The sequence below is a fragment of the Edaphobacter bradus genome, from assembly GCF_025685645.1.
GTDB classification, from domain to species: Bacteria; Acidobacteriota; Terriglobia; order Terriglobales; family Acidobacteriaceae; genus Edaphobacter; species Edaphobacter bradus.
Genome location: NZ_JAGSYF010000002.1, coordinates 588,460 through 612,737 on the forward strand (window position 1 = coordinate 588,460; position 24,278 = coordinate 612,737).

General features: G+C 59.9%; 20 protein-coding genes. 12 read left to right on the forward strand and 8 right to left on the reverse strand.

Going from position 1 to position 24,278, the window contains the following annotated elements:
- Positions 1-69: 69 nt before the first annotated feature.
- Positions 70-672 carry a hypothetical protein gene (locus tag OHL16_RS08495; protein ID WP_263366682.1) on the reverse strand — a complete coding sequence of 201 codons (603 nt, stop codon included), beginning with the start codon at positions 670-672 and terminating at the stop codon, positions 70-72.
- A 237-nt stretch (positions 673-909) separates the two neighbouring features.
- On the opposite strand from OHL16_RS08495, the gene OHL16_RS08500 reads away from it, so the two are divergent.
- The 3 genes from OHL16_RS08500 to OHL16_RS08510 all read left to right on the forward strand — a co-directional run bounded on the left by OHL16_RS08500 (position 910) and on the right by OHL16_RS08510 (position 5,349).
- On the forward strand, positions 910-1,275 hold the full coding sequence (locus tag OHL16_RS08500; protein ID WP_263366683.1) for a nuclear transport factor 2 family protein: 366 nt from the start codon (positions 910-912) through the stop codon (positions 1,273-1,275).
- Positions 1,276-1,506: 231 nt separating this feature from the next.
- Complete coding sequence (locus tag OHL16_RS08505; protein ID WP_263367435.1) at positions 1,507-3,234, forward strand: SulP family inorganic anion transporter; 1,728 nt, start codon at positions 1,507-1,509, stop codon at positions 3,232-3,234.
- Between the two features lie 795 nt (positions 3,235-4,029).
- On the forward strand, positions 4,030-5,349 hold the full coding sequence (locus OHL16_RS08510) for a Y-family DNA polymerase (RefSeq protein WP_263366684.1): 1,320 nt from the start codon (positions 4,030-4,032) through the stop codon (positions 5,347-5,349).
- 11 nt (positions 5,350-5,360) lie between these two features.
- On the opposite strand, the gene OHL16_RS08515 is transcribed toward OHL16_RS08510, so the two are convergent.
- Positions 5,361-5,711 (reverse strand): immunity protein Imm33 domain-containing protein, encoded by a 351-nt coding sequence (locus OHL16_RS08515; RefSeq protein ID WP_263366685.1) that lies wholly within the window; start codon positions 5,709-5,711, stop codon positions 5,361-5,363.
- A 58-nt stretch (positions 5,712-5,769) separates the two neighbouring features.
- On the opposite strand from OHL16_RS08515, the gene gluQRS reads away from it, so the two are divergent.
- Positions 5,770-6,585 carry a tRNA glutamyl-Q(34) synthetase GluQRS gene (gluQRS, locus tag OHL16_RS08520; RefSeq protein WP_263366686.1) on the forward strand — a complete coding sequence of 272 codons (816 nt, stop codon included), beginning with the start codon at positions 5,770-5,772 and terminating at the stop codon, positions 6,583-6,585.
- 6 nt (positions 6,586-6,591) lie between these two features.
- Here the strand turns inward: gluQRS and OHL16_RS08525 are convergent, their stop codons facing one another.
- The 3 genes from OHL16_RS08525 to OHL16_RS08535 all read right to left on the reverse strand — a co-directional run bounded on the left by OHL16_RS08525 (position 6,592) and on the right by OHL16_RS08535 (position 11,141).
- Positions 6,592-8,985 carry a S9 family peptidase gene (locus OHL16_RS08525; RefSeq protein ID WP_263366687.1) on the reverse strand — a complete coding sequence of 798 codons (2,394 nt, stop codon included), beginning with the start codon at positions 8,983-8,985 and terminating at the stop codon, positions 6,592-6,594.
- A gap of 97 nt (positions 8,986-9,082) precedes the next feature.
- Complete coding sequence (locus OHL16_RS08530) at positions 9,083-9,820, reverse strand: RNA methyltransferase (RefSeq protein ID WP_263366688.1); 738 nt, start codon at positions 9,818-9,820, stop codon at positions 9,083-9,085.
- A 139-nt stretch (positions 9,821-9,959) separates the two neighbouring features.
- Positions 9,960-11,141 (reverse strand): YXWGXW repeat-containing protein, encoded by a 1,182-nt coding sequence (locus OHL16_RS08535; RefSeq protein WP_263366689.1) that lies wholly within the window; start codon positions 11,139-11,141, stop codon positions 9,960-9,962.
- A 261-nt stretch (positions 11,142-11,402) separates the two neighbouring features.
- Between OHL16_RS08535 and dnaG the strand changes: the two genes are divergently transcribed.
- The gene (dnaG, locus tag OHL16_RS08540; RefSeq protein ID WP_263366690.1) at positions 11,403-13,190 is read left to right on the forward strand and encodes a DNA primase; all 1,788 of its coding nucleotides are present in this window, start codon (positions 11,403-11,405) and stop codon (positions 13,188-13,190) included.
- Positions 13,191-13,398: 208 nt separating this feature from the next.
- Positions 13,399-14,724, forward strand: a complete 1,326-nt coding sequence (locus tag OHL16_RS08545) for a lipopolysaccharide biosynthesis protein (protein ID WP_263366691.1) — start codon at positions 13,399-13,401, stop codon at positions 14,722-14,724.
- Positions 14,725-14,982: 258 nt separating this feature from the next.
- Here the strand turns inward: OHL16_RS08545 and OHL16_RS08550 are convergent, their stop codons facing one another.
- Positions 14,983-16,176 carry a Kelch repeat-containing protein gene (locus OHL16_RS08550; protein ID WP_263366692.1) on the reverse strand — a complete coding sequence of 398 codons (1,194 nt, stop codon included), beginning with the start codon at positions 16,174-16,176 and terminating at the stop codon, positions 14,983-14,985.
- A gap of 477 nt (positions 16,177-16,653) precedes the next feature.
- On the opposite strand from OHL16_RS08550, the gene OHL16_RS08555 reads away from it, so the two are divergent.
- From OHL16_RS08555 to OHL16_RS08570, 4 genes are all read left to right on the forward strand, one after another.
- A complete protein-coding gene (locus OHL16_RS08555) occupies positions 16,654-16,908 on the forward strand; it encodes a hypothetical protein (RefSeq protein WP_263366693.1) in 255 nt (84 codons plus the stop codon).
- A 209-nt stretch (positions 16,909-17,117) separates the two neighbouring features.
- Positions 17,118-18,824 carry an RNA polymerase sigma factor RpoD gene (rpoD, locus tag OHL16_RS08560; protein WP_263366694.1) on the forward strand — a complete coding sequence of 569 codons (1,707 nt, stop codon included), beginning with the start codon at positions 17,118-17,120 and terminating at the stop codon, positions 18,822-18,824.
- Between the two features lie 265 nt (positions 18,825-19,089).
- Positions 19,090-19,881 (forward strand): hypothetical protein, encoded by a 792-nt coding sequence (locus OHL16_RS08565; protein ID WP_263366695.1) that lies wholly within the window; start codon positions 19,090-19,092, stop codon positions 19,879-19,881.
- The gene (locus OHL16_RS08570; RefSeq protein ID WP_263366696.1) at positions 19,881-20,663 is read left to right on the forward strand and encodes a hypothetical protein; all 783 of its coding nucleotides are present in this window, start codon (positions 19,881-19,883) and stop codon (positions 20,661-20,663) included. Before OHL16_RS08565 ends, OHL16_RS08570 begins: the two co-directional genes overlap by 1 nt.
- Positions 20,664-20,918: 255 nt before the next feature.
- Here the strand turns inward: OHL16_RS08570 and OHL16_RS08575 are convergent, their stop codons facing one another.
- Positions 20,919-21,395 carry a bactofilin family protein gene (locus OHL16_RS08575; protein ID WP_263366697.1) on the reverse strand — a complete coding sequence of 159 codons (477 nt, stop codon included), beginning with the start codon at positions 21,393-21,395 and terminating at the stop codon, positions 20,919-20,921.
- Positions 21,396-21,601: 206 nt separating this feature from the next.
- On the opposite strand from OHL16_RS08575, the gene OHL16_RS08580 reads away from it, so the two are divergent.
- Complete coding sequence (locus tag OHL16_RS08580; RefSeq protein ID WP_263366698.1) at positions 21,602-21,937, forward strand: hypothetical protein; 336 nt, start codon at positions 21,602-21,604, stop codon at positions 21,935-21,937.
- Between the two features lie 274 nt (positions 21,938-22,211).
- On the forward strand, positions 22,212-22,877 hold the full coding sequence (locus tag OHL16_RS08585; protein ID WP_263366699.1) for a GNAT family N-acetyltransferase: 666 nt from the start codon (positions 22,212-22,214) through the stop codon (positions 22,875-22,877).
- Between the two features lie 332 nt (positions 22,878-23,209).
- On the opposite strand, the gene OHL16_RS08590 is transcribed toward OHL16_RS08585, so the two are convergent.
- Positions 23,210-24,226 (reverse strand): alcohol dehydrogenase, encoded by a 1,017-nt coding sequence (locus OHL16_RS08590; RefSeq protein WP_263366700.1) that lies wholly within the window; start codon positions 24,224-24,226, stop codon positions 23,210-23,212.
- Positions 24,227-24,278: the final 52 nt, after the last annotated feature.

Consider the following 24,278-nt stretch of genomic DNA (forward strand, 5'->3'; position numbering starts at 1 on the left):
CCCACCCTCAAAGCTTTCCCCCTCTTATCCCGGTCGCTCCTATCAACGCCATCGCGAAAGACAGCAAACCTACTTACATTGCTCCTTCAATTGCGTACTACCGAAGCTGCCACCGTGGTTGGCCGTTTCAAGCGTCTTCTGCTGCTGTGCAGATGACACCACACAGGTGGCGGCTCTCATAGAGTCGCTAACAATCTCGGGATTAATCCTGTCGTGTGTCATTGGCCCAAAGCCATACCCGCCGTGGAACTGTGTGCCGAAGACCTGTGGCTGCCAGATAGAGAGCAGATACCGATCTAGCGTAGCTGCGGAAAGCCACCGGGCCTCTTTGCTGCCCTGCGCAACGGCGTCCATGGCGAGCACGTGAGCCAATAAGTAATCGTCGGGATTCTGGCCGTGCTGGAAGATCATCGCAGCATGGTAATAGTCATTCCCTGTCCGTACCTCACCAGCCGCCAGTAGGTGCTGTACGTCTTTTCTTCGTTGCGCGTCGTCTTTCGACAACTTGCCCCAGTCAATATGATCTCCTTCCCGCGCTTTTTGATCGACGGTGTACATCTCTGTCAATGCTGCATTGTCCGAGACAGACGAAGCGGAGCCGCTGGACAGATTGGCTTGGCCCGATAAGTTCGGGGCAAGCAGAACAAAGAGCAGAACGAATAAAAGGCGCATAACGCGGCCAGCATAGCACGACATCGTAGGTCGGGAACTGCTGCCTGCTCACATTGGCCGGGTGCCCCATTCATCGCGCAGCCTTTCGCGCGATGAGTGGGCTGCACTCTGCCGAAGGCAAATCCGAAATCGAAACCCGGCCACAAATCTGAAACCGCAGTCTGACCCGCCTCATCTGTAACAGAGCCGTTCCGGATCGAGATATCGCGCCTACTCGATCCCAGGAGGACACAATCCATGTCACACAGCATATCGACCTTGCTGACCCGCAATCTTCAGGAAGTCTTCGGTGAAAATGACCCCGCGCGCCGGCGCGCGGCCATCGACGAGCTCTACACCGAAGATTCCGTGTTCTACGACCCCAGCAAGGGAGTCTACCGTGGCCGCGACGAGATCGATCGCATCGCTGGCGCCATCAAGGCGACTCACCCTGACTTTCGATATCAGCCAATCGCCGAGCCCGAGGAAGTGGGCAATGGCGGACGGGTCCCATGGGTATCAGGCCGCCCTGGTGAGGCGCCAGGTTACGCCGGGACTGATTTCATCATTGCCCGCGACGGCCGAATCGCCGCCCTTTATCTCTTTTTCGACAAGCTTCCCTGAGCTGGACCCTGCTGCGCGACGCCCTATGCGGCACCTGGGCCAGCCGGGTGCCCCATTCATCGCACTATAGGCCCTTGCTCCTAAACACTGTAGGGTGAGAATATTTAGAACTTAGAATGGATGAGACCTGATTCCTGAAAGAGCGTCTCTTCTCGGCACTTGACCTGCGCGGCCATGACTGACCCGCTCTCTTCCGACACCACAGAACCGGGCCGTATCGCCCGCCATGCAATGCTGGCGAATCTAGGCTGGATACGCTGGCTCCCCGGGTTGAACACTCTGCGTCGATATCAGTCGTCCTGGCTGCGGCACGACCTTGTCGCTGGCCTCGTCATGACGACCATGCTCGTGCCAGTCGGTGTTGCGTACGCCGAGGCATCCGGGTTACCGGGTATCAACGGCCTCTATGCGACTATTGTGCCGCTACTCGCGTACGCCCTGTTCGGTCCGAGCCGCATCCTCGTTCTGGGACCTGACTCCTCGCTCGCCGCCGTGATCCTGACAGTCGTGGCGCCACTTTCGGCGGGCGACCCGCAACGTGCAGTCCCGCTGGCCGGAATGATGGCAATCGTCTCAGGCGTTGTGTGCGTCGCCGCGGGCCTTGCGCGTCTGGGTTTCGTCACCGAACTGCTCTCGAAGCCGATCCGCTACGGCTACATGAACGGCATCGCGCTGACGGTACTGCTAAGCCAGGTCCCGAAGCTCTTCGGCTTCTCTGTCAGTGCACACGGACCCATTCGCCAAACTTGGGAAATCGTCAATAAGGTGCTCGCAGGCAGCACGAACGTCGCGGCCTTGGCCATCGGCGCCAGCACGCTCGCCATCATACTGCTACTGAAGCGCTGGCCACGCGTCCCTGGCATCCTGATCGCCGTCGTCGCTGCTACTGTGGTGGTCGCGGCCTTCCACCTCGCAGTACGTGCCGGCGTGTCCGTGCTCGGTCCGCTACCGCGGGGATTGCCCTCGCCACGCCTTCCACTTGTACCAGTCGACGACATGGTACCGATCATCATGGGCGGCATCGCGGTCGCCCTCGTCTCATTCGCGGACACTAGCGTGCTTTCTCGAACCTATGCGGCGCGTCTGCATACGCCCGTCGACCCGAACCAGGAGATGGTGGGCCTCGGCGTCTCCAACCTCGCCGCGGCCTTCTTTCAGGGATTCCCCATCAGCAGCAGCTCCTCGCGCACACCGGTAGCCGAGGCGGCGGGCGCCAGGACCCAGCTTACGGGGGTCGTTGGCGCGCTCGCGATCGCGTTGCTACTGGTACTCGCGCCCGAGCTGCTCCAGGATCTACCGCACACCGCCCTGGCCGCTGTCGTCATCGCCTCGGCCATCGGCCTGGTCGAAGTGTCCGATTTGCGCCGCATCTATCGCATCCAGCGCTGGGAGTTCTGGCTTTCAATGGCCTGCTTCGCCGGTGTCGCCGTTCTTGGCGCCATTCCGGGCATTGCGGTGGCGATCGTAATTGCCGTGATTGAGTTCCTCTGGGACGGCTGGCGCCCGCATTCGGCCGTGCTCGGCCGCGTCGATCGTGTCAAGGGCTATCACGACATCACCCGGTATCCAGAGGCACGGTTGATCCCGGGGCTCGTGTTGTTCCGTTGGGATGCCCCGCTCTTCTTCGCGAACGCCCAGCTTTTCCAGGAACGAGTCCTGGATGCCGTTGCCAGCTCACCGACGCCGGCCAGCTGGCTCGTTGTCGCGGCGGAGCCGGTCACCAGCGTCGACGTCACCGCAGCCGATGCTGTCTGCGAACTCCACGACACCCTGCACGCCAACGGCATCGAGTTGTGTTTCGCTGAGATGAAGGACCCGGTGAAAGACAAGCTGAAACGTTTCGGGCTATACACGCGCTTCGGCGAACAGACCTTTTTCGCGACCCTTGACGAAGCGGTGAGCGCCTATCTCATCACCCATCCAGTCGAGTGGGTAGACTGGGAGGATCGCACGTCGTAGCGCCTAATCGACATGGGTTAGTCCTCAGAAGTCGACTCCGTTGATCGTTGCCCTCAAACCCGCAACAACCCCATATCCATCTGATAAAACCGAAAAGTCCGATCATCCCCCGCCACCGCGCTGTGCCTCTCCAGCCGGGTGCCCCATTCATCGCGCAGCCTTTCGCGCGATGAGTGGGCTCCGCTCTGCCGAAGGCAAACCTTAATCCCTAAACCATCCCAGATCCAGAATCACACGGCGCCCAAGAGTCCCAACCCCGGTCATTCTGAGCACAGCAGCCTGCCCTGAGCAGCCTGCCCTGAGCGAAGTCGAATGGGAAGTCGAACGGGAAGAATCCCCGCATTTCGCCGGCAGAGCCACAAAGTTATCGGATGCCCCATTCAAGACACGGCCACTGACCCGAGGGGTACCCAATTCATCGCGGCTTATCCCTCGAAAACGCCAGCAAAAGCCCCTGTCAAGCCCCCAATCCACTCAAACTCCACAAACCAAAGCACATCGCCGTGGCAGAGCAGGTCTCTCAACTTGCTAAAATAGAAACAGAAGCAAAAAGCCCGGCCAAAAACCGGGCTTTTTTTCTTCAACTAACAACCCGCAACCAGCAACTAACAACCGTCTTTAGAAGACTTTGCACACCACTTACATCGGATTTCCCTGATTCCCGCAGTCTGGCAATCGGATTGCACAACAAGTCCGGACCTAAAGTATCTGTTTAGAAGACTTTGCACAAAAACAGGGGGAGGGGGCACATACCTTGGCTGGCAAACAAAGGGCGAATATAATCCGGCTAGGTTCATGTCTGGCGCCCCCCAACCCGACAGGTTCGGCTTCCTCCACATCGACCTCAACAGCTTCTTCGCCTCGGTCGAGCAGCAGTTGCACCCGGAGTACCGCAACCGTCCCGTCGCCGTCGTCCCCACCATGGCCGACACCACCTGCTGCATCGCCGCCAGCTACGAGGCCAAAGCACTCGGCATCAAGACCGGCACACAGGTCGGCGAAGCAAAACAACGCTGCCCCGAGATCGTGCTCATCGAGGGCAACCACACCGAGTACGCCAAATACTCCAAAGCCATCGCCGAGGCCGTGGAGCTCTGCTGCCCCGTCGCCCACACGCCCTCCATCGACGAGATGGTCTGCGAGCTCATGGGCCGCGAGCAGGAGCCTCCGCGCGCGCGCCGCATCGCCCTTGACATCAAGCAGTCCATCTACAAAAACGTAGGCGAAGCCCTCCGCTGCTCCATCGGCATGGCCCCCAACCGCTACCTCGCCAAGATCGCCAGCGACATGCAGAAGCCCGACGGCCTCATCGGACTTCTACCATCGCAATTGCCAAGGGCAATTGCTCATCTGGAGCTTCGCGACCTGCCCGGAGTCGGCGCACGGACCGAGGTACGGCTGAACAACAAGGGCATCACCACGATGGAGCAGCTTCTCGCGCTCGACCGCAACGGCATGCACAAGCTCTGGGACAGCGTGTGGGGCGACCGGCTCTTCCACTGGCTGCGCGGCGACGACACCGGCGACGACGGCGCTCCCGTGCCAAGCGGAATCCAGAAGTCGCTCGGCCACTCGCACATCATGGCGCCGGAGTTCCGCACCGACGCGGGTGCGTGGGCCGTTGCCAACAAGCTGCTCCACAAGGCCGCCATGCGCCTCCGCATGGAGAAGTTCTACACCGGCTCCATGGCCGTGACGATCCGGTATCAACTCACCAGGCAGCAGGCCGAGCAGATGAAGTCAAAGCGGCACTTCAGCGGAATCAAGCACTCCGGCTGGGGTATGGAGGCGCGCTTCCGCGAGTGCCAGGACACCCTGACCCTGCTCGAAGTGCTGCGCGGTATCTGGGCGCGAAGGCCGCAGGGCGAGGCCTTCCAGAAGCCATTCTTCGTCGGCGTCACGCTGCGCGACCTCATCCCGGAGAACGAGCACCAGGACGAACTCTTCCCCGACCCCAACAACCGCACCCAGCTCTCCGCCACCATGGACAAGCTGAACCTCAAGTACGGCCACACCACGCTGCACTTCGCCGGAATGCTGCCCGCGCGCGAAAGCGCCCCAACCCGCATCGCCTTCACCCAAATCCCCGTGCAGTACGGTGTGGATTACATGTAAAGCAAATAATGCTACACACTCAACAGAAGAGGATCGAACCATACATCGATATAGTCGCCCGCCTGAAGGAATCGGTAGCCCGGTGGTAGTCCAAGCAGTGGAGCAATTGAAGGATATTTCTCGTAAATATGCTTGGTGTGGATGGGTTGGAAGAAATCTCTTCGGCTAGAGAACTCCTCACCGCACCAGATGTACCATCCCGTGGTTCCGCCGGCTAATGGATGTCTTAGTCCATTTATCGGGAGAAGGCCACCCGTTGCGGTCGCGAAACCCGACATTTGTTCATTGAAGGCGCCAACGTAGCCCGTCTGATAGCGTCGGCACATTTCTTGCTGCAAGATTTCGATCTGAGTATCACTCATTGTGTTTTCGTATTTTAGAGGTGAAGAATCCAACTTCCTTCAACAGTATTATCTCTTCGTGAGAACCTCTTACGTCGGCCGTCTGGCCCCATCACCGACCGGCCTGCTGCATCTCGGCCATGCTGCGACCTTCTGGACTGCGGACTTTCGAGCGCGAGGGCACAACGGCACTCTGCTACTACGCAACGAGGACCTCGACCCGCAGCGCTCGAAACAAGAATTCGTCGATGCCATGCTCGAAGACCTAGCCTGGCTAGGCATCGAGTGGACTCCGCCGATGATCGTGCAGTCCCAGCGCCTCGCACTCTACCGCGAGGCCTTCGAAAAACTGCTCGCAACCGGCCACGCATACCCATGCACCTGTAGTCGCCGCGAGCTCGCCCAGATGATGCAGGCACCGCACGAAGACACCGACGACGAACCGGTCTACACCGGCAAATGCCGTCCAACCAGCAACGCGCCACGAACCTTGCAGTCAGGGATGAACTACCGGTTCCGCGTCCCTGATGGCGAGGCAATTCGCTTCATCGACGGCAACATGGGAGCGCAGCAGTTGACCACAGGCAAAGACTTCGGCGACTTCCTTGTCTGGCGAAAGGACGGCCTGCCCAGCTACCAGCTAGCCTGCGTCGTCGACGACGCCGCAATGCGGATCACCGAAGTCGTGCGCGGAGCCGACCTGCTGAAGTCCACCGCGCGCCAGATACTGCTGCAGCGCGCCCTCTCACTCCCTGCTGTTGCGTACTTCCACACGCGGTTGCTGGTCGATGAACACGGCACGCGGCTGGCCAAGCGGCACGGCGCGCTCGCCATCCACACGCTGCGCCAACGCGGCCTGAAGCACGACGACGTCCTCGCCATGCTTCAGGCTTGATCGCCGTTACTGATCTTCGTCGCCCGGGCCGCCCGCGTGATGGAGCGCCTCCTGAGCCTCGGCCCATGGCTTCAACTGGTACTCGCGCGGCGGAGTATCACCCGCGAGGTTGCGGACGAAGTAGTCCCACCGCCGCCGCGCCATATACTGCGAAGCTTCGGCATAGCCGTGCGCGACATTGGGAATCAGCAACAGATCGAAGTCCTTGTTGGCCTTGATGAGCGCATCCACCACCAGCAACGTGTTGTTCACCGGAACGTTGTTGTCCATCGTCCCGTGCGCCAGCAGCAGATGGCCTTTGAGGTTCTTGGCAAAGTACTGGTTCGCCTGGCTGTCGTAGTTCGTCGTTCCGTCCGGGAACCTCACCAGCAGCCCGGCCCACTTCTCCGCCCAGTCGTCCTCGTAGTCGCGCTGATCGTGATTGCCGCTCTCCGCGATGCCGACCTTGAAGAAGTCCGGATACTTGAACATCGCCGCCGCCGTCGCGTTGCCTCCGCCGGAGTGCCCGTAGATTCCCGAGCGATCCAGATCAATCCACGGATACTTCGCGGCCAGCTGCTTCATCCCCGCCACCTGGTCGGGAATCGTATTGTCGCCGAGGTTGCCGTAATAGAACTCGTGGAATGTCTTGGAGCGCCACGGCGTCCCCATGCCATCGATGCAGACAACCACGAAGCCGAGCTCCGCCAGCGACTGCATGTCTCCATGCGCCGCCGCAAAGTTCCGCCCACCGCAGGAGCCCGTCTGCGGCCCGGGATAGACGTGGTTCACGATGGGATACTTCTTCGATGCGTCGAAGTTCGTCGGCTTGAAGAGGAATCCGTACAGGTCCGTCTTGCCGTCGCGCGCCTTCACCGTAATCGGCGTCGGCGGAACCCAGCCTGTCGCTACCAGCTTCGAGATGTCCTGCTTCGCAACCTCGACCACGACCTTGCCCGTGCTGTCGCGGACTACCGTCGTCTCCGGCTGCGTCGGCGTCGATGCCGCATCGACAAAGTAGCGGCCATCGGGCGATGCGGTCACAACGTGATCGGCGTTCTCCGGCGTCAGCAGCGTCATCCCGCCGCCGTCGAAGTTGATGCTGTAGTAGTGCGCGAAGTACGGATCGCGCCCCGCCTCCTTGCCCACGGCAAGGAAATACAGCTTGCGCGAATCATCATCGGCGTACAGGACCTGCGTGACGTTGCCCTCGCCGTGCGTGATCTGGTTCTTGAGCCTGCCCGTCGTAAGGTCGTAGAGATACATCTGTCCCCAGCCGTCCTTCTCGCTGAACCACAGAAACTCGTTCGACTTCGGCAGATACTTCCAGTTGACCTTGTCGTTGCCGCTTTCAAAAAATTTCGGCGCCGTCTCGGTGTAGACGTCGCGCACATCACCGCTCGCAGCGTCGGCCACGCGGAACCACTCCTGCTTATGGTCGCGCGAGGTGGAGACGAAGGCGAGGTGCGCGCTGTCGTCGCTCCACTGCACGTCGTCCCATCCTCCGCCGCCATTGCAGCTGATGTCATCGCAGATCGTCGAGCGGTGCTGGTCCGGCTCTATCTTCAGGCGGATGACCTTCGCCGAGCCCACGTCGAGAATCACGCGCTCGATCATCGTCACGTTCGTGTCGCCGACCAGCGGATACTTCCACGCCTGCAGCTGCGGATGACCGTTCGTGACCGGTACCAGATACATCTCGCCGTCCTTGCGCTGGTCCTGCTGAAAGGTCGCAATCTTCTTGGAGTCGGGCGACCAGACGAGGATGGGATTGTCGCTCCGCTGCCAGCCTGCATTGTCGGTCGCGTAGCCAAAGTCCTTCACGCCGTCCGTCGTGAGCTGCGTCTCTTTCCCGCTCGCAAGGTCCCGCACCCACAGATTGTAGTTGCGAAGGAACGCGCTCTTCGTGCCGTCCGGCGAGACGATCGCCTCGGCGCGCGCACGGCCGAATGCCGGACGCGCTACAGGGGTTACCGACGTCGCCGCGCACTTCCCCTCGCCGCTCAGGTCGCAGCGATACTGCTTCGCCCCGGCGGAGACCAGAACAACCTCGCCATTCACGTCGAGATCGGCAAGGACGAGATGATGCGGGTCCTTCTCCCCACGCGCACCTGCGGCCGTCAACGCGGCGGCAAGCTTCGCATGATCGAAGGCCGCGCTCTTCGTCGCCTTCGCCGCATCGACCATCACATAGGTGATTCCCTCCGGACCGAGATCGCGATACCAGAAGCGGCCAGCCGAGATCCACGCCGGATGCTCGACGCCGTGAAAGACCAGTGGGTTCACGTTGTAGTTCATGAACTTCTCGGCCTGCGCATAGTCGGCCATGGTGAGCTGGCGGCCCTGCGCCGCGGCTGCAACCGTCAAACCCAATCCCAGTACCACGGCGGTCGCCGTCGTCAGACCTCGAACCAAAGACATCCCTTCAACCCTCCAAACCGATTCTCTCTTGTTGAGATTGTGCAAGCCTCGCCAGTCTACAACCACCACTGCATTGGACGGCAACGCGCACTGCAGGTCATCCGCCGCGCGCCTTCCATAACACCTGCCTCACAATCCCCATCCACACCGGCACATCGCTCGCCGCCAGTCCCATGCGCAGAACCAGCCGCCTGATCTGCGCCTCGTCACAGTTCGCTGGATGACGCCGCGTGTAGCCGGTCGCCTCCAGCATCTCCGTAAACGACGCAAGCAGCCGCTCGACCTCTCCTGCCTCGGCCGCGCGAGAGACTCCCTTCGCCCCGTGCTCACCAGGACTCCGCACAAGCTCGTACAGGCACACCGCGACGGCCTGCCCCAGGTTCATCGATGGATGACGAATCCCTTCATGCTGCTCCATCGGAATCGTCAGCAGCCAGTGGCAATGGCTCAGCTCCTCATTGCTGAGCCCTGTCTTCTCCGAGCCAAAGAGCAGAGCCACGCGCCCACTCTCGCTGGAAAGCTCAGCGCCGATCGCCTCTGCTGCCTCAGGCAGCGCATGCAGCGGATGCTCCAGCGCCCGCTCGCCGACCGCCGACGTGCCAACCACTAGCGTGCAGTCGGCAACCGCGCTCGCAACACTGTCCCATTTGCTTGCGTTCGCCACCACCGCCGAGGCATCCACCGCCGAGCGCGCCGTCTCCAGCGGGACCGTGTAATCGTTCACCACGCGCAGGTGCCGGAAGCCGAAGTCATGCATGGCCCGCGCCACCGCACCGATATTGTTCGGATTCCGCGCACGAACCAGCACAACAACGAGGCGGTCGGATTGTTCCACGTGGAGCACTCAGGGCTATTGTAGGACCCGCCTGCGCCTCACTGACCGCGAGCTGGGAAATGCGCCAAAAGCAAAGCGGCCGACAGAGACTCTGTACGGCCGCCTTGCGCTCTTGCGAAGCAAAGTCAGGACAGCACTCTTACCGCCTTTGGTGATCGTTCTGGTTTTCGTGACTGACCTGCTGGTTCATCTGTGGCTGCCGGTCAACATGCTGCATCGGCTGGCTCATCTGTGGCTGACGGTCAACACGCTGCATCGGCTGGCTCATCTGCGGCTGCCGGTCAACACGCTGCATCGGCTGGCTCATCTGTGGCTGACGGTCAACACGCTGCATCGGCTGGCTCATCTGTGGCTGACGGTCAACACGCTGCATCGGCTGGCTCATCTGCGGCTGACGGTCAACACGCTGCTGCGGCTGGTTCATCTGCGGCTGACGGTCAACACGCTGCTGCGGCTGGCTCATCTGCGGCTGCCGGTCAACGCGCTGCATCGGCTGGCTCATCTGCGGTTGCCGATCAGCATGTTGCACCTGCTGGTTCACCTGTGGCTGCCGGTCAGCACGCTGCTGCGGCTGGTTCGTCTGCGGCTGCCGGTCAAAACGCTGTTGCTGGTTCGCGCTGCGCTCATTCACCGTACGCATCGCCATCGTTTGGGGACGTCCTCCGTTCGCCGACGCGAGTTGTCCGCGATCCGCGCGCATCGCCTGCTCATGGGCCATCTGGTTCGACGTCGGCTGGAAGTGCTGCTCGCGAACCGCGGCCCTCTCATGCTCGTTCGGGCGAGCCTGAAGACCGCCCTGTCCGCCGTTGTAGCTCACGCGGTTGTAGTTGTTGACGATGACGGTCTTGTTGTAGACGTTCGTCACCTGGTTGACGTTAATGTTGTTCACCGTGCGGTTGTAGTTGAAGACGCCGTGGTTCCAGTAGCCGCCCTCATAGCCTTCGCCGCCATAGCCGAAGCCGTAGTTCACGCCGCCGTAGAAGCCGATATGCGGACCCCAGTAGCCGGGGTGGAAGAAATACGACCCGTCGTCCCACCCCCAGTAAGGCGGCGTCCACAGCATGCCGACGGGAGCCAGAACCCACACGCCGGGAACCCAGTAATAGCCATCAGGACCGTACGCCCAGTAGCCAGGCGTCCAGATATAACCCGGGCCAGGGTTGAGAGGTTGCGTGTAGACAGGCAGTACCGGCGGAGGCGTGCCCACCGAGACGCCAATCGAAACATCGACGGCCGCAAAGGAAGCCGCTGGGACAAACGCCAGCGTCGCCGCTGCCACAGTCACTACTGCAATTTTCTGAATTGATTTGAGAGATCGCATTCCTTTACCTCGGGGAGGAGAGCAGCGCCAAAAGGAAAGGCGCTGCCAGATTTTGGAGCGAGCCGCGTACAGCCCGCCCAGGTTGACCACGCACATACAGACCCATCTTCGGTAGGGAAGTTTTCGCGGACAAGGAAAATCCCGCTAACCCTCTGCAACAAAAGTCGCATTGGCCAGGCAACCTCTCCGCTTCATTCCCACCAGGGCAGCCTGGGCCAGGACGCATCTACTACACTCATACTTTACTGAGTTTGTTCTCCGGTGTCCGATAACTTCTCTCAACTCGTCAAGCAGCAGGCCGATATCGTGCGCATCATCGGCGAGTACGTGAAGCTGCGCAAGACCGGCGCGCAGAACCACACCGGCCTCTGTCCCTTTCACAAGGAGAAGACCGGCTCCTTCTCGGTCAACGCCGCCCACGGCTACTTCTACTGCTTCGGCTGCCACGAGAAGGGCGACGTCTTCACCTTCGTCATGAAGATGGAGCACGTCAGCTTCCCCGAGGCCGTGCGTTCCGTCGCGACCAAGATGGGGATTCCACTTCCGAAGCGCGAGTTCTCCTCGCCCGAAGAGGCGCGCGAGGCCGGACTCCGTAAGCAGCTCCTCGACATCCACGAAGCGGCGACGCAGTACTTCGAGGCGCAGCTCAAGAGCCCCGAGGCCGCCCGCGCCCGTGAGTACCTCAGCGGCCGTGGCGTCACCGCCGAGACCATCGCGAAGTTCCGCATCGGCTACGCGCCCGACGACTACAACGATATGCGCGAGCGGCTGAAGCCCCACTTCAACGAAGAGACGATGCGAGCCAGCGGGCTCTTCGCCGCCAAGGAGCAGGCCGACGGATCGCAGGGGCAGATGTACGCGAAGTTCCGCAAGCGCATCACCTTCCCCATCGCGAACGAGCAGGGCCGGACCATCGCCTTCACCGCGCGCGCTCTCGATGCCGTCGACGACAAGGGCCGCCCTCTGCCCAAGTACATGAACTCGCCCGAGACCCCGCTCTACTCCAAGGGCCAGGTGCTCTTCAATCTCGACAAGGCCAAGGCAGACATCCGCTCCAACGACTTTGCGCTTCTCGTCGAAGGGCAGATGGACTGCATCTCCGTCTACATGGCGGGAATCCGCAATGTCGTCGCCACCTCGGGCACGGCCTTCACCGAGATGCAGGTGCGGCTGCTCAGCCGCTTCACCAAGCGCGTCCTGGTCAACTTTGATCCCGACACCGCAGGCGCCAACGCCGCCGAGAAGTCCATCGCCCTGCTCACCGAAGAGGACTTCGAGGTCAAGGTCGTCGCGCTCGAAGACGGCCTCGACCCCGACCGCTTCATCCGCGAACAGGGGGTGCAGGCCTACATGGCGGCGCTGCGGACAGCCAAGCGCCACGCCGACTACCTCATCGACCGCGCCCGCCAGCAGTTCCCCGGCCGCACCGCCGAGGCCAAGGTGAAGGCGATGAACTTCCTCCTCCCGCACATCCGCCGCATGCCCAACCGCATCCAGCGCGACGAGTTCGCCGCCGACGCCGCGCAGAAGCTCGGCATCGACTCCGTGATCCTTCGCCAGGAGCTGAAGCAGGCCGCCGCGCAGCGCGTCGAGAGTGTCCGCTCACACTCCACCGACCCCGCCAGCGAGACCGAGCGCGTCCTGCTCCGCGCGCTCGTGCTCCCCGAGAGCGACCCCGCGCGCACGCTCGCGGCCGACCAGCTCTCCCAGCACTCCGACTGGTTCGAGGGCATGCCCGCGGCTCCGCTGCTCGAAGCCCTGGCCAATGCGCCCGTTCCGCCCAATCCTCTCGACGCCGCCCCCGACCAGGAGACCCGCGCCCTGCTGGCTCGCGCCTTGATGCACAGCGACGACCCTGGCTCTGCCAACCACTCCATCGCGCAGCTCGTCGCCAACGCCCTGCACACACTCGAGCGCCGCCACATCGAGAGCCGCCAGCGCAACATCCGCACCTCCATCGCCGAAGCCGACCGCCGCGGCGACCAGGAGATGGTCACGCGCCTCATGAACGAGCGCCTCGCACTCGACCGCAGACTCCGCGAACTCTAGCCGCCCGAGTTCGTGATCCGCTCACAGTGCTGTCATCCCGGCTTGTTACAATCGCCTTAGTCAGCTGACCAGACGCCGTGAGTGGACGCGGCTTAGGCAAGCGAAAACTGCGGAGGATACGGCCATCGACAAAGGTACCAAGCGCCGTCTCGCCCTCGGCTTTCTCTCCAACTGGATCAGCAAGCTCGCATACACCATCGTTCAACTGGTGCAGGTTCCCGTCTTTCTGCACTTCTGGAGCGTGCCTCTCTATGGCGAGTGGCTGATCGTGAGCGCCGTCCCGACGTATCTCGGCGTCAGCAGCGTCGGCTTCGGCAGCGTCGCCGGCAACGAGATGAGCATGATGACGGCTCGCGACGACCGCGAGGGTGCTCTACGCGTCTTCCAGAGCTGTTGGTGGCTCATCACCGTCATTTGCTCGCTTTGCATGCTTCTGCTCGGCATCGCGGTCTATTTCCTTCCCGCGGCGAAGTACCTGAAACTGCACACGATCGGCTCCACAGACACCAAGTGGATCATCTTCTACTTAGGCTGCTCCGTTCTGCTGGCGCAGCTCGAGACGCTGCTGCAGTCGGCCTACCGCTGCATCGGACGCTACCCCTACGGCTCGTTCATCAAGAGCTGCGCCTCATTGGCAGCCTTCACTATCATGCTGGTTCCCGTATGCCTTGGTGGTGGAGCGCGCATCACCGCCCTCGTGTTTGCGCTGGCCAATGGAGCCTTCACCTTTGTCCTTTGCCTGATGGTCCGTCGAGATATCCCCTGGATACGCTTCGGGTGGTCCCACGCGAGCTTCGCCGAGATTCGTCGCCTCGCTGCTCCCGCACTCGCCTTCATGGCCTTCCCCATCGGCAACGCCCTCAACCTGCAGGGAACCCTGCTGGCCGTGGGGTACGCGCTTGGCCCCACCTCGGTCGTTATCTTCGGCACCGCCCGGACCGTCTCGCGCGTCGCCCTGCAGATGGTCCAGATGGTCAATGCCACCTTCTGGCCCGAGATGTCGAACGCCTTCGGCGCCAACGATATTCCTCTCATCCGCAGGCTTCACCGTCTCGCCTGCCAGATGGCGCTCATCATCGCCGTCATCGTCGTCGCGGCGATGCTCCTCGCCGGACCATGGTTCCTCCACCGTTGGACCGGTGGTCACGTCCCGCCCAGCCGGACGCTCCTCAGCGTGCTTCTGCTTGTCGTCGTTTTCTACGCGCTCTGGTCCACGAGCTCCACGCTGGTCTCGGCCATCAACCAGCACCAGAGGCTGGCGGCACGCTACCTCGTCGCCACCAGCATCACCGTCGTGCTCACCTATCTGATGGCGAAACGCTACGGCCTCTATGGGGCGGCGGGCTCCCTGCTTGTGTCTGAGTTGATCATGACCGTCTACGTCCTGCCCGAATCGCTTAAGATTGCGCACGACACCTTCGAGGGCTTCTTCGCCAGCATGCTCAGCTACCCGCAATCCTTGCGCCCCGCTGCACTACTTGCTCGTCTGCGGCGCACTACTCCCACCTTCGAGCCGCCCGAAGAGACCGTCTAGTCTCCTGTCCCAGAAATTAATGACCGAACCTGGGCACCGGTCCGTCTCCTGCTCATCGGCTCCATCCTTTTCAGCAACTTACAGCAAACTTCTCCTGTCACATCACCTCTCGGATCAGCATCGCTGGGACAAGCGCTGGTCGCGTATCCTTGCGGCGCATTTTTGATCCTGCGGCGACGGGAAAGATCGAAAAGGGCCAAGACGAATCCAATGCGGTCGAGCGGCGCTGCCCACACACCCCTACGACAACAAGGTTGTTTATTCATCTTCTCCTTCGTGGAAAATATCTACACTGGCGGTTGCCGCGGGCGGGCTGTTTAGCCCTCCCATTACCAACACTCCTCGATCGCCGCGTAGGACCAAGACGGCGTGACCACCGCGGGAAACACTCATTGAGCCGGCCTGTGTCCAGGTCCGTGACTTTGGGTCATAGAGGTCAGCGCTGGACACGGGCGTATCCAGAGCCGTGAAGCCGCCCGGCACGAGCACCCGGCCGTCCGGTAGAAGAACCCCGGCAAACTCGACCTCATCGCGCGGAGATGTCATGCTCGCGGTCGTAGCCCACTGTCCGGTATCTGGGTCGAAGATCTCTGCAGCGGCGGTCGCATCCGGCACTGAGTCCACCGCAGCTCCAGCGACCAGGATTCGGCCGTCACGGAGACGCACCGCTGCCTCGTCCGCACGGCCAATGTTCATGCTTCCTGTCAGTGTCCACATCTCGGTAGCTGAATCGAAGATCTCGGCAGTTGCGGTCGGTATGGGGCCGGCGTTTGTGTAACCGCCAATGACCAGGATACGGCGATTGTCATCACCATCATTGCCTTCATCACGACCTTCACCACGGAGCACGACGGTCGCGAACTCGGCGCGCTCAACGTTCATGCTGGATGTGCGCGTCCAGGTTCCGCTGGCTTCACCGTAGATTTCGGCGGACTTAAGTACACCTGACTTACCGAAGCCACCAGCAACCAGGACCTTGTGACCCGGCAGCAACTCTGCTGTGAAGTCCTCGGCACGCGCGTCATTCATCGAGCCTGTTAACGACCACATATTGGTGGAGGGGTCGTAGATCTCGGCGCTGCTAAGGGGATTGAAGCCTACAGTGTAACCGCCAATAACCAGCACACGGCCGTCTTCAAGCCTCACGGCGACATGCGCGGCGCGGGCCACATGCATGGCGGCGGCCAGCTTCCAGGAACCTGTGTGTCTGTCGTAAATCTCGCTATCGGCGAAGAAGGAAGGATTGCTAGTTCCGTCGAAGCCGCCGGCCACGAGGATATTGCCATCCTTGAGTTCCGTTGCCACAAAAAATGCGCGTGCCTTGTTCATGGGATTCGCTTGCTCCCAAGAGCTTCTTGTCGATTTCGCCCAGGCTGGCGGCACAAGAACATAGGGTGCCACACCGAGCAAAACCGAAACGGCGATGAATACCACGACGAATTTCTTAGTCATATGCACCTCCTGGTTTTGAACCGGAAAGGACGACGGAGCTATGGTCTTTACTTGTGTTCCTGCAATGCCGGAGCACAAGCCGAGACTCCACAAGACTTCGATCAGATTGAGTTGGGCCGAACTCCCGTCGGACTTCTTTGGGGCGTGCTGTTGCGAGAACAGTCCTTCGGCAGGAGAGGGGCCAATTCTCCTCCCTGAGCCGGGTGCCCTGTCAAGCGGATCACACGGTGTGGGACCGACTGTGCTCGTACTTGAGCGGTGAATCTGCCAGCGCTTACTTATGGAGCCGAGGGGCACGGAAGGGTTGTTCTGGCCCCTAAGAGCATTAGCTTCCTCGGGATCGCGAAGGCAAACAACACCACCTGCCGCCACTAAACTAAAATCAATTAGCTTGATCCTTGCTTACAGCATCACTCCATCTAAGCCATTTATTTTGTGCATGTTTTTAGCCGCGACTCGCATCAATTCCCCTGAAAAATGACCCGTTACAAGACCACCGACCCCGGATACCGCAACAAACACGGCCAGATCGTCATCTCCCGGACGGGCTTTCCCTCCGAGAGCTTCCCTGGTCAGACCATCTACCACCTTCGCTGCAGCCACTGCGGGCACGATTACGGCTCCAACGGCACGGACATCCACCTTCGCCGCTGCCCGAGCCATCAGGGAGGAGCCCGCGGCGAACCGCTTCGTACACCCCCGCCGAATCTTTTTGCTTCAGAAAACGTCTAAATAGTGTGGTATCCTGTGATTCGCTGGGGACGTGTGCCTTCGAATGCCCTGACCTCCGATAGGTCATCGGGCTTGCCAACGCGGTTCCAACCGCAACTTGCTCCCTGCCCATTACCGCAACAACCCAGGGATTCGTCCGCCCGGATACTACTGTGGACACTCAGGCGGGCATCCCATGAAAAGAATCTTTTGCAGGAGCGCGCACTGCCGTGGCTGAAGAAATCGACAAGTACGAAGAAGACATAGACAAGATCATTGAGACCGGGAAGGAAAAGGGTTATCTGACCTACGGCGAGGTCAACGACCTGCTGCCGGGCGATATCACCACCCCCGACGATCTCGACGACCTTCTCACCACCATTAACACCCAGGGGATCGACGTCCTCTCGGGCGACAAGTACGCCGACCGGGAGAAGTACGAACCCGAGGCCGGCGAAGAGTCTGAGGACGTTGAGCTCGACCTCTCGCCCGGAACCCTTGAGAAGACCAACGACCCCGTCCGCATGTATCTGCGCGAGATGGGAACCGTCCCGCTGCTCACCCGCGAGGGCGAGGTCGAGATCGCCAAGCGCATCGAGCGCGGCCAGATGCGCGTCATGAAGGCCATCTCCCGCTCGCCGATCGTCATCCGCGAGATCGTGGGGCTGGGCGAAGACCTGCGCCGCGGCGTCCGCAACATCAAAGAGGTCGTCACCTTCGACGAGGAGGAGCTGACCGAAGAGATCCTGCAGGCGCGCGTCAAGGCCACCGTGGGCCGCATCGACGTCCTTCTCAAGCACCAGAAGAAGATTCACATGCTCGAGGAGAAGCTCGCCGCCGTCCCCGGCAAGGACGCCAAGGCCAAGGCGAAGGAGACGCGCAAGCTGCGCTGGCTCATCGGCCGCGAGCACGTCTACATCAACCGCATCGTCCGCGAGCTCAAGTACACCAACGCCGAGAAGAAGCGCCTGCTCGACAAGGTCAACAAGACCGTCGACTCCATGCGAACCCTCGAGCGCCAGATCAAGACCCTCGAGACCAAGTTCGAGGCCTCCAAGTCCGAAGAGCTGCGCAAGGAGTACAAGCGCCAGCAGAAGAACTGCCGCACCGACCTCGAGCGACTCGAGCAGGACGCCGGAATCACCATCGCCGACCTCAAGCGCACCCAGCGCGAGATGATCCAGGGCGACATGGACGCCGAGCGCGCCAAGCGCGAGCTCATCGAGGCCAACCTTCGCCTCGTCGTCTCCATCGCGAAGAAGTACACCAACCGCGGCCTGCAGTTCCTCGACCTGATTCAGGAGGGCAACATCGGCCTCATGAAGGCGGTCGACAAGTTCGAGTACCGTCGCGGCTACAAGTTCTCGACCTACGCCACCTGGTGGATCCGGCAGGCCATCACCCGCGCCATCGCGGACCAGGCCCGCACCATCCGTATCCCGGTCCACATGATCGAGACCATCAACAAGCTCATCCGCACGTCGCGTCAGCTCGTGCAGGAGCTTGGCCGCGAAGCGTCCTCGGAAGAGATCGCCCGCCGCATGGACATCCCCGTCGCGAAGGTCCGCAAGGTCCTCAAGATCGCGCAGGAGCCCATCTCGCTCGAGACCCCCATCGGAGAAGAGGAAGACTCGCACCTCGGAGACTTCATCGAAGACCGCATGGCCGTCTCGCCGTCCGACGCGGTCATCAGCGTCAACCTCAAGGAGTACACCTCGCAGGTCCTCCGCACCCTGACGCCGCGCGAAGAGCGCGTCATCAAGATGCGCTTCGGCCTCGAAGACGGCTCCGAACACACGCTCGAAGAGGTAGGCCAGTCCTTCCAGGTCACCCGCGAGCGCATCCGCCAGATCGAAGCCAAAGCCCTCCGCAAGCTGCGCCACCCAAGCCGCTCACGCAAGCTGAAGGCGTTTGTCGACGGAGTCAAAGAGGTCTAACCCAACATCAACTCAGCAACACCAAGAGGCCGCGAGCAATCGCGGCCTCTTGGTCTTTTCTTCCCCGCCAGCTATAAATCAAGCAGTATTTGTCCAATCTAGACAAATCTCATCAGCAGCGAATCAAGAAACCTGTAGTTACTCATAGCCTTTGGGTGTATTTTGATATTCGTAATCCAACAAACATATGACTTGTCCGACTTGTACTAAAGAGTTATCTGCCCGCGGTTTTTTCTGTAAGTTCTGCGGAAGTCAGGCGCGATGCATGAGCTGTCAGGCTGTTCTCGAGCCCGATTCAGTTGCTTGTGTTGAGTGCGGAACACGAATTGGTGTAAGCGCAGACGGCGCGCGACCAGTTTCACCCTTGGCGCAAGGCTCGAATACATTGAACTATCGGGAAGACAGAAATAACCGAGAATTCAGCGCCAACCTGAGCGATATCGCCATAAATGGACTCGGCGAAGTTCTAGGCGGTTTTTTTGCTCATAGGGCTGCTACCCAAAAAGTTAGCTCTTCAAATCGACAAATTGCTAGAGACCCTGAGTACCTTGACAGCAGAACACTGCCCGCAAATGGGACCGCTGCGCAGCAAGATGCTGATATAGTTCACGATTTACCTCCCGTCAGTCCCCCAACCGGGCAGCCAAACGGTGAAAAGGACCGTATTGCGAGGATTCTGTCCATAAAAGGCGACTCGTTGGAGTTGATCGACAATCGTCTTAAGGCGATTAATTTTTCTGACTTTGCAAAGCGGCTAACTTATTTGGCCTTGTACGCACGTGAAATTGAAGGGCGAACCTCAACTCGAGAAGCCGAAGTAAAACAGCTGCTCAAGTCGGCAAAGGTCTGGGATCGAGCAGGGAACGTGAGTAAATGGCTCGGTAAGCGAATAGGAATCACGAGTGATGGTGAAGAGAGCATAAAACTCACCGCGCCAGGTCGGGAAGAAGCGACCAAGTTTCTTGGTGAAACCCTTGATTCCAACATCGAAGATAAATGGAATCCCGATAGATATACCCCGAAACCCCGAGGCGCACGCAAGAAGAAAAAGGCCTAATGCCGCTCACGTCGAAACAGCTCATCGCAGAACTAGAAAAAAATGTTGACCCCGCTTTTGCCGAAGCAATCGTCGAGAGCTACGTCGAGATGCAACAGCGCTATTTGGCCGGAGATTGGCAACCTACCGAACTCGACGGAGGCAGACTTTGTGAGGCTGTTGCCAGAGCTTGCTATCAGCTCGATACCGGTACAGTCACTCATAGCCAATTACCGAAGGACTTGTGCGAAAAAATTGAAGACGAAAAAGCACTCCGACCGCATGCGTTAATCCATGCGGATCGCATCTTCATCTGTCGAGCAATTTCACTTGTCTACAAGTTTCGATCTTCGCGGGGCTCGGTACACATTTCACCACACTACAAAGCCGATTACATGGATTCAATGCTCACAGTCCATGTATCAAAATGGATATTTGCAGAATTCCTGCGCATCGCTTGGAAGAAAGACAAGGCTGTAATAGCGGAAACCATCGCACAGATTGTTCAGCTTGAGTATTCTCTAATCCACGAATTAGAGGGGGTCCCGCTCGTTCTTGACCACACAGTGAGCGCCCCGGTCGAAATTCTCTTACTACTCAATCATGCGACTGCACATAAACTGAACCGAGACGAATTGGCCAAACAGGCTAAAAATAGCGGCGCCAAAGCTTTCACAGTCGCACTGTCAAGACTTCTTTCAACGAACGAGATTAGGGCCGCCAGCACTGCAGGAGAAGTAGCTCTAACACCCAAAGGTCAGAAGCGAGTCATAGAACAAATCATTCCAAAACTGAAAACCTGAGGCATTTGACGATCGCCGGGTGCCCCATTCATGACGCAGCCTCATCGCGGCATGAGTGGGATCATTCGAGCTTCAGCTCGAACTGCCTTTCCAACGCTCCCGCAGCCTGAAGGACGGGTGGCCCACATCTGAGCAAACCACGACACATCGGGTGCCCCATATCTGGCGGTCTCATCGCCAGATGCGGGCATCGCGCGACAGCGCGACCTGCACCATTACCTAAGTCGTGAGTGATTCCCTAACCCGATACAAAGGTCAATTCACATGAGATGGCTCAATCGGCTCGTGCTCTCCTGCCTCAAACGCCGATTCTCTTCGTATGTCGATGCTTCCGGTCAGATAGGCTCCGTCCTCAACGGAGATGCGCGATACCACGACATCTCCCGATAAGGAACCCTGACTGCGAATATCGAGATGATCGCCTGCATTGCAGTTGCCCAGCAGCTCGCCGAGAACGACGATATCCTGCGCTGAGATATTTGCGGAAACTCGACCGTTTCGGCCCACCGTCACGCGATCGCCCGGTAGATCGATGGAGCCTTCCACGTTCCCTTCGATAAGGACAGATCCTGAGCCGCTAATCTCCCCTTTGATGATCAGTGATTTGCCGATCGTACTCTGAGGGCCCACCGAAGAGGTGGAAGACGCTGATCTAGCGGCGTTTGAAGCCCAACCCTGGCGAGTTGGATCTGAAACTGAAGATGGTCCGGCATCGAAACCCTGATCTACCATGGGATGTCTATTCTCCTTTGTGGGCACTGGAACACCCTGCTTCGGTCCAAGTTAGGGGAGAGTGCGGCAACACCGATATAGCATCTTTGGGTGAGAGCCGAAAGGACGGGTGCCGGGTGCCCATTCATGGCGCGGCCTCACCGCACCATGAGTGGGATCATTCGAGCGAAGCTCGAACTGCCTCTCCAACGCTCCCGTAGCCTGAAGTGAATCAGGCCACCTTACCTCCAACCGGTGACTCCTTCGAATCCGCAATCCTCGCAAACGCGCTGTTGATCGTCTCCTGCGTGTTTCTCGATGGGATATGGAGCGTGCGGGTGGTCTTCGATGCCATCTGGCAGAGCTGGTACCTATTCGCAATCGTCTCTTTTGCGCGAAAAATGGCTTCCGAACGCATACATGCCTCCCGTTCCGTTACGGCGCATCAGATTGTGTCGTCGATTTGCGTCATCGATCTGAAGTCGCAGATGAACTGCAGCGTCTGGAGCAACTCGCAGGCGAGCGCCCGCAAGTCTGTAGTCATTCGAGTCTATACCTCCTGAGGGCGGGTGGCCCATACATAAAGCTCATCGCATGAGTGGGTCATTCGCGCGAATGCGCGACCCCCTCCGCCCCTGCCCCCGTCAATCGGACTGATCTTCAGCCGAATCGCATGGGCCAGCTTTCTCTGTCGCCTGTCAGTCGGCATGAGGGTGATCCTGAGGTTAATATCGATATGAAGACCATAGGCTGGCCGATATCAATTGCGAACAGCTCGCAACTCCCATCGGTGTTGACGCGAGAACACGCTTGATAAAAGCAAAGGATGCCGTCAACATGCCGACACAAAGTCCTCCTGACCGCCGCTTTCAATGGCCCCTGCAACGAGTGGTTCTCGAAGGCTATTCTGTTCGTCTCACTCCCGTTGACTACTCACATCTCGAACAGCTTTCTGTTTGGTCTGCAGAGGAGGATATCTGGCGGTACATGACCTTTGCACACCTTGCATCGAAAGACGAATTGCAGGCTTGGATAGGAACCGCTATGGATGCCAATGAGCGCGGCGCGGAGATGAACTTCGCAATCATCGATGAAGCGAGTCAGTCCGCAGTCGGTACAACGAGCTTTTACCGGGTCGTGCCAGAACATAAGAGGCTCGAACTGGGAAAGACCTGGCTGGGAGCAGCTTACCGGCGGACACACATCAACACAGCGGCAAAGTATTTAATGCTCAATCACGCTTTTGAAACGCTTCTGGCAAACAGAGTCGAACTGAATACGGATGCAAGAAATGTACGATCGCAACGTGCCATGGAACGGCTCGGCGCTGTCCGCGACGGAGTCCTGCGCTGCCACACGGTGATGCGTGATGGCTTCGTTCGCGACACTGTGAATTACTCCTTTACGATGAACGACTGGCCTGCCACAAAGATCCGGCTCCAAAATCTCCTGCAAACTCGCCTGCCTGGGACGGGTGGGCCAAATCTGACCGAACCACGATAGCGGTGCCCCATGTCTGGCGGTTTCGAACCGTCGCTCCTTCATCCACAAAATATCTGCCCCAAAACCCCAGCAAAACACGCTGTCAAGCCCCAAAACCGCACAACTCCATCAAAACAAAAGCGATCTCGGTTGCCGATTCATTCCCCTCCACCCGCTATACTTAAAAAGTAAGTAGAAAACCAGATGACCCCGGAAAGCTCTCCGGGGCCATCTTCTTTGTCCTCAAGACTTTAGAGCCACACATCATGAAAAATCAATACTTTAGCCCCGAAGTCCAAGCCTAAGTTGTCCAGAATGAAGATTTTGCACAAAAACGCAGGGGAGGGGGGACCTCACTCCATCGTCATCACCACCCGGAACCGGGCCTTCCCGCTCATCATCCGGTCGTACGCCTCCTTGTACTGAGCAAACTTGTAGACCTCGTTCATCGAGCGCACTCCCTCGAGCACGCTGAAGTTCAGCGTATCCTCCGAGTCGATCGACGTCCCCGAGTACCACCCATGAACGTTCTGCGAGTTGAGGAGCATCTGGATCGCCGGCACCTCCACCTTCGGCACCGCGCCCACAAGCATGAACGTCCCCTTCACCCCCAGCCCGCCCATCGCCGCCGCCATCGCACCTGCATCTGTAACCGTGGCGAGCACAACCTTCGCTCCCCCCAGTTTCTGCAGCTCCGCCGACGGGTCCTGCGTCTGGCTATCGACATACACGTTCGCGCCCAGCTTCTTCGCCAGCTCGGCCTTGTCCACGCCGCGCGCAATCGCCACCGTCCTGAACCCCATCTTCGCTGCATACTGCACGCCCAGATGTCCCAGTCCGCCCAGCCCCAGCACCGCAACCACATCGCCCGGCCGAGCGCCCGCATTCCTCAGGCAATTGAACGTCGTCACCCCCGCGCACATCAACGGAGCGGCCTCCACGGCGCTCAATCCCTCCGGCACCTCCGCCAGCCCTATCGCCGGCGCCACCACGTACTCCGCATAACCCCCATCGAAACTCACGCCCGTCGCCTGCAGGTCATTCGTGCAAGCGAAGAAGTTTCCACGCCGGCAGTTATGGCAGTACCCGCAGTTTCCGCCGTGCCATCCGATGCCGACACGCTGCCCGACCTTCCATCCCTTCGCGCCCTCGCCCAGCTTGTCCACGACGCCGACGATCTCGTGCCCCGGCACCCGCGGATACTGGATCCCCGGAAACAACCCCTCCTTGGTCACCGAATCGCTGTGGCAGATCCCGCACGCCTGCACCTTCACCCGAACCTTTCCCGGCCCCGGCTCCGGAATCTCCCGCTCCACCAACTCCCACTCGCCACCCGCCTTGGGAACCTGCACAGCACGCATCTTCGCCATAAGCATCTCCTTTTTGCACCATTCGAAATTTGACCAAATCGAAATGCCGCGC

What these genes read in the sequence shown, in the direction of transcription:
- OHL16_RS08495 (WP_263366682.1), bottom strand. Translation starts at nt 672, where the DNA reads ATGCGCCTTTTATTCGTTCTGCTCTTTGTTCTGCTTGCCCCGAACTTA.
- OHL16_RS08500 (WP_263366683.1), top strand. Translation starts at nt 910, where the DNA reads ATGTCACACAGCATATCGACCTTGCTGACCCGCAATCTTCAGGAAGTC.
- OHL16_RS08505 (WP_263367435.1), top strand. Translation starts at nt 1,507, where the DNA reads ATGCTGGCGAATCTAGGCTGGATACGCTGGCTCCCCGGGTTGAACACT.
- OHL16_RS08510 (WP_263366684.1), top strand. Translation starts at nt 4,030, where the DNA reads ATGTCTGGCGCCCCCCAACCCGACAGGTTCGGCTTCCTCCACATCGAC.
- OHL16_RS08515 (WP_263366685.1), bottom strand. Translation starts at nt 5,711, where the DNA reads ATGAGTGATACTCAGATCGAAATCTTGCAGCAAGAAATGTGCCGACGC.
- OHL16_RS08525 (WP_263366687.1), bottom strand. Translation starts at nt 8,985, where the DNA reads ATGTCTTTGGTTCGAGGTCTGACGACGGCGACCGCCGTGGTACTGGGA.
- OHL16_RS08535 (WP_263366689.1), bottom strand. Translation starts at nt 11,141, where the DNA reads ATGCGATCTCTCAAATCAATTCAGAAAATTGCAGTAGTGACTGTGGCA.
- OHL16_RS08550 (WP_263366692.1), bottom strand. Translation starts at nt 16,176, where the DNA reads ATGACTAAGAAATTCGTCGTGGTATTCATCGCCGTTTCGGTTTTGCTC.
- OHL16_RS08555 (WP_263366693.1), top strand. Translation starts at nt 16,654, where the DNA reads ATGACCCGTTACAAGACCACCGACCCCGGATACCGCAACAAACACGGC.
- OHL16_RS08565 (WP_263366695.1), top strand. Translation starts at nt 19,090, where the DNA reads ATGAGCTGTCAGGCTGTTCTCGAGCCCGATTCAGTTGCTTGTGTTGAG.
- OHL16_RS08570 (WP_263366696.1), top strand. Translation starts at nt 19,881, where the DNA reads ATGCCGCTCACGTCGAAACAGCTCATCGCAGAACTAGAAAAAAATGTT.
- OHL16_RS08575 (WP_263366697.1), bottom strand. Translation starts at nt 21,395, where the DNA reads ATGGTAGATCAGGGTTTCGATGCCGGACCATCTTCAGTTTCAGATCCA.
- OHL16_RS08585 (WP_263366699.1), top strand. Translation starts at nt 22,212, where the DNA reads ATGCCGACACAAAGTCCTCCTGACCGCCGCTTTCAATGGCCCCTGCAA.
- OHL16_RS08590 (WP_263366700.1), bottom strand. Translation starts at nt 24,226, where the DNA reads ATGGCGAAGATGCGTGCTGTGCAGGTTCCCAAGGCGGGTGGCGAGTGG.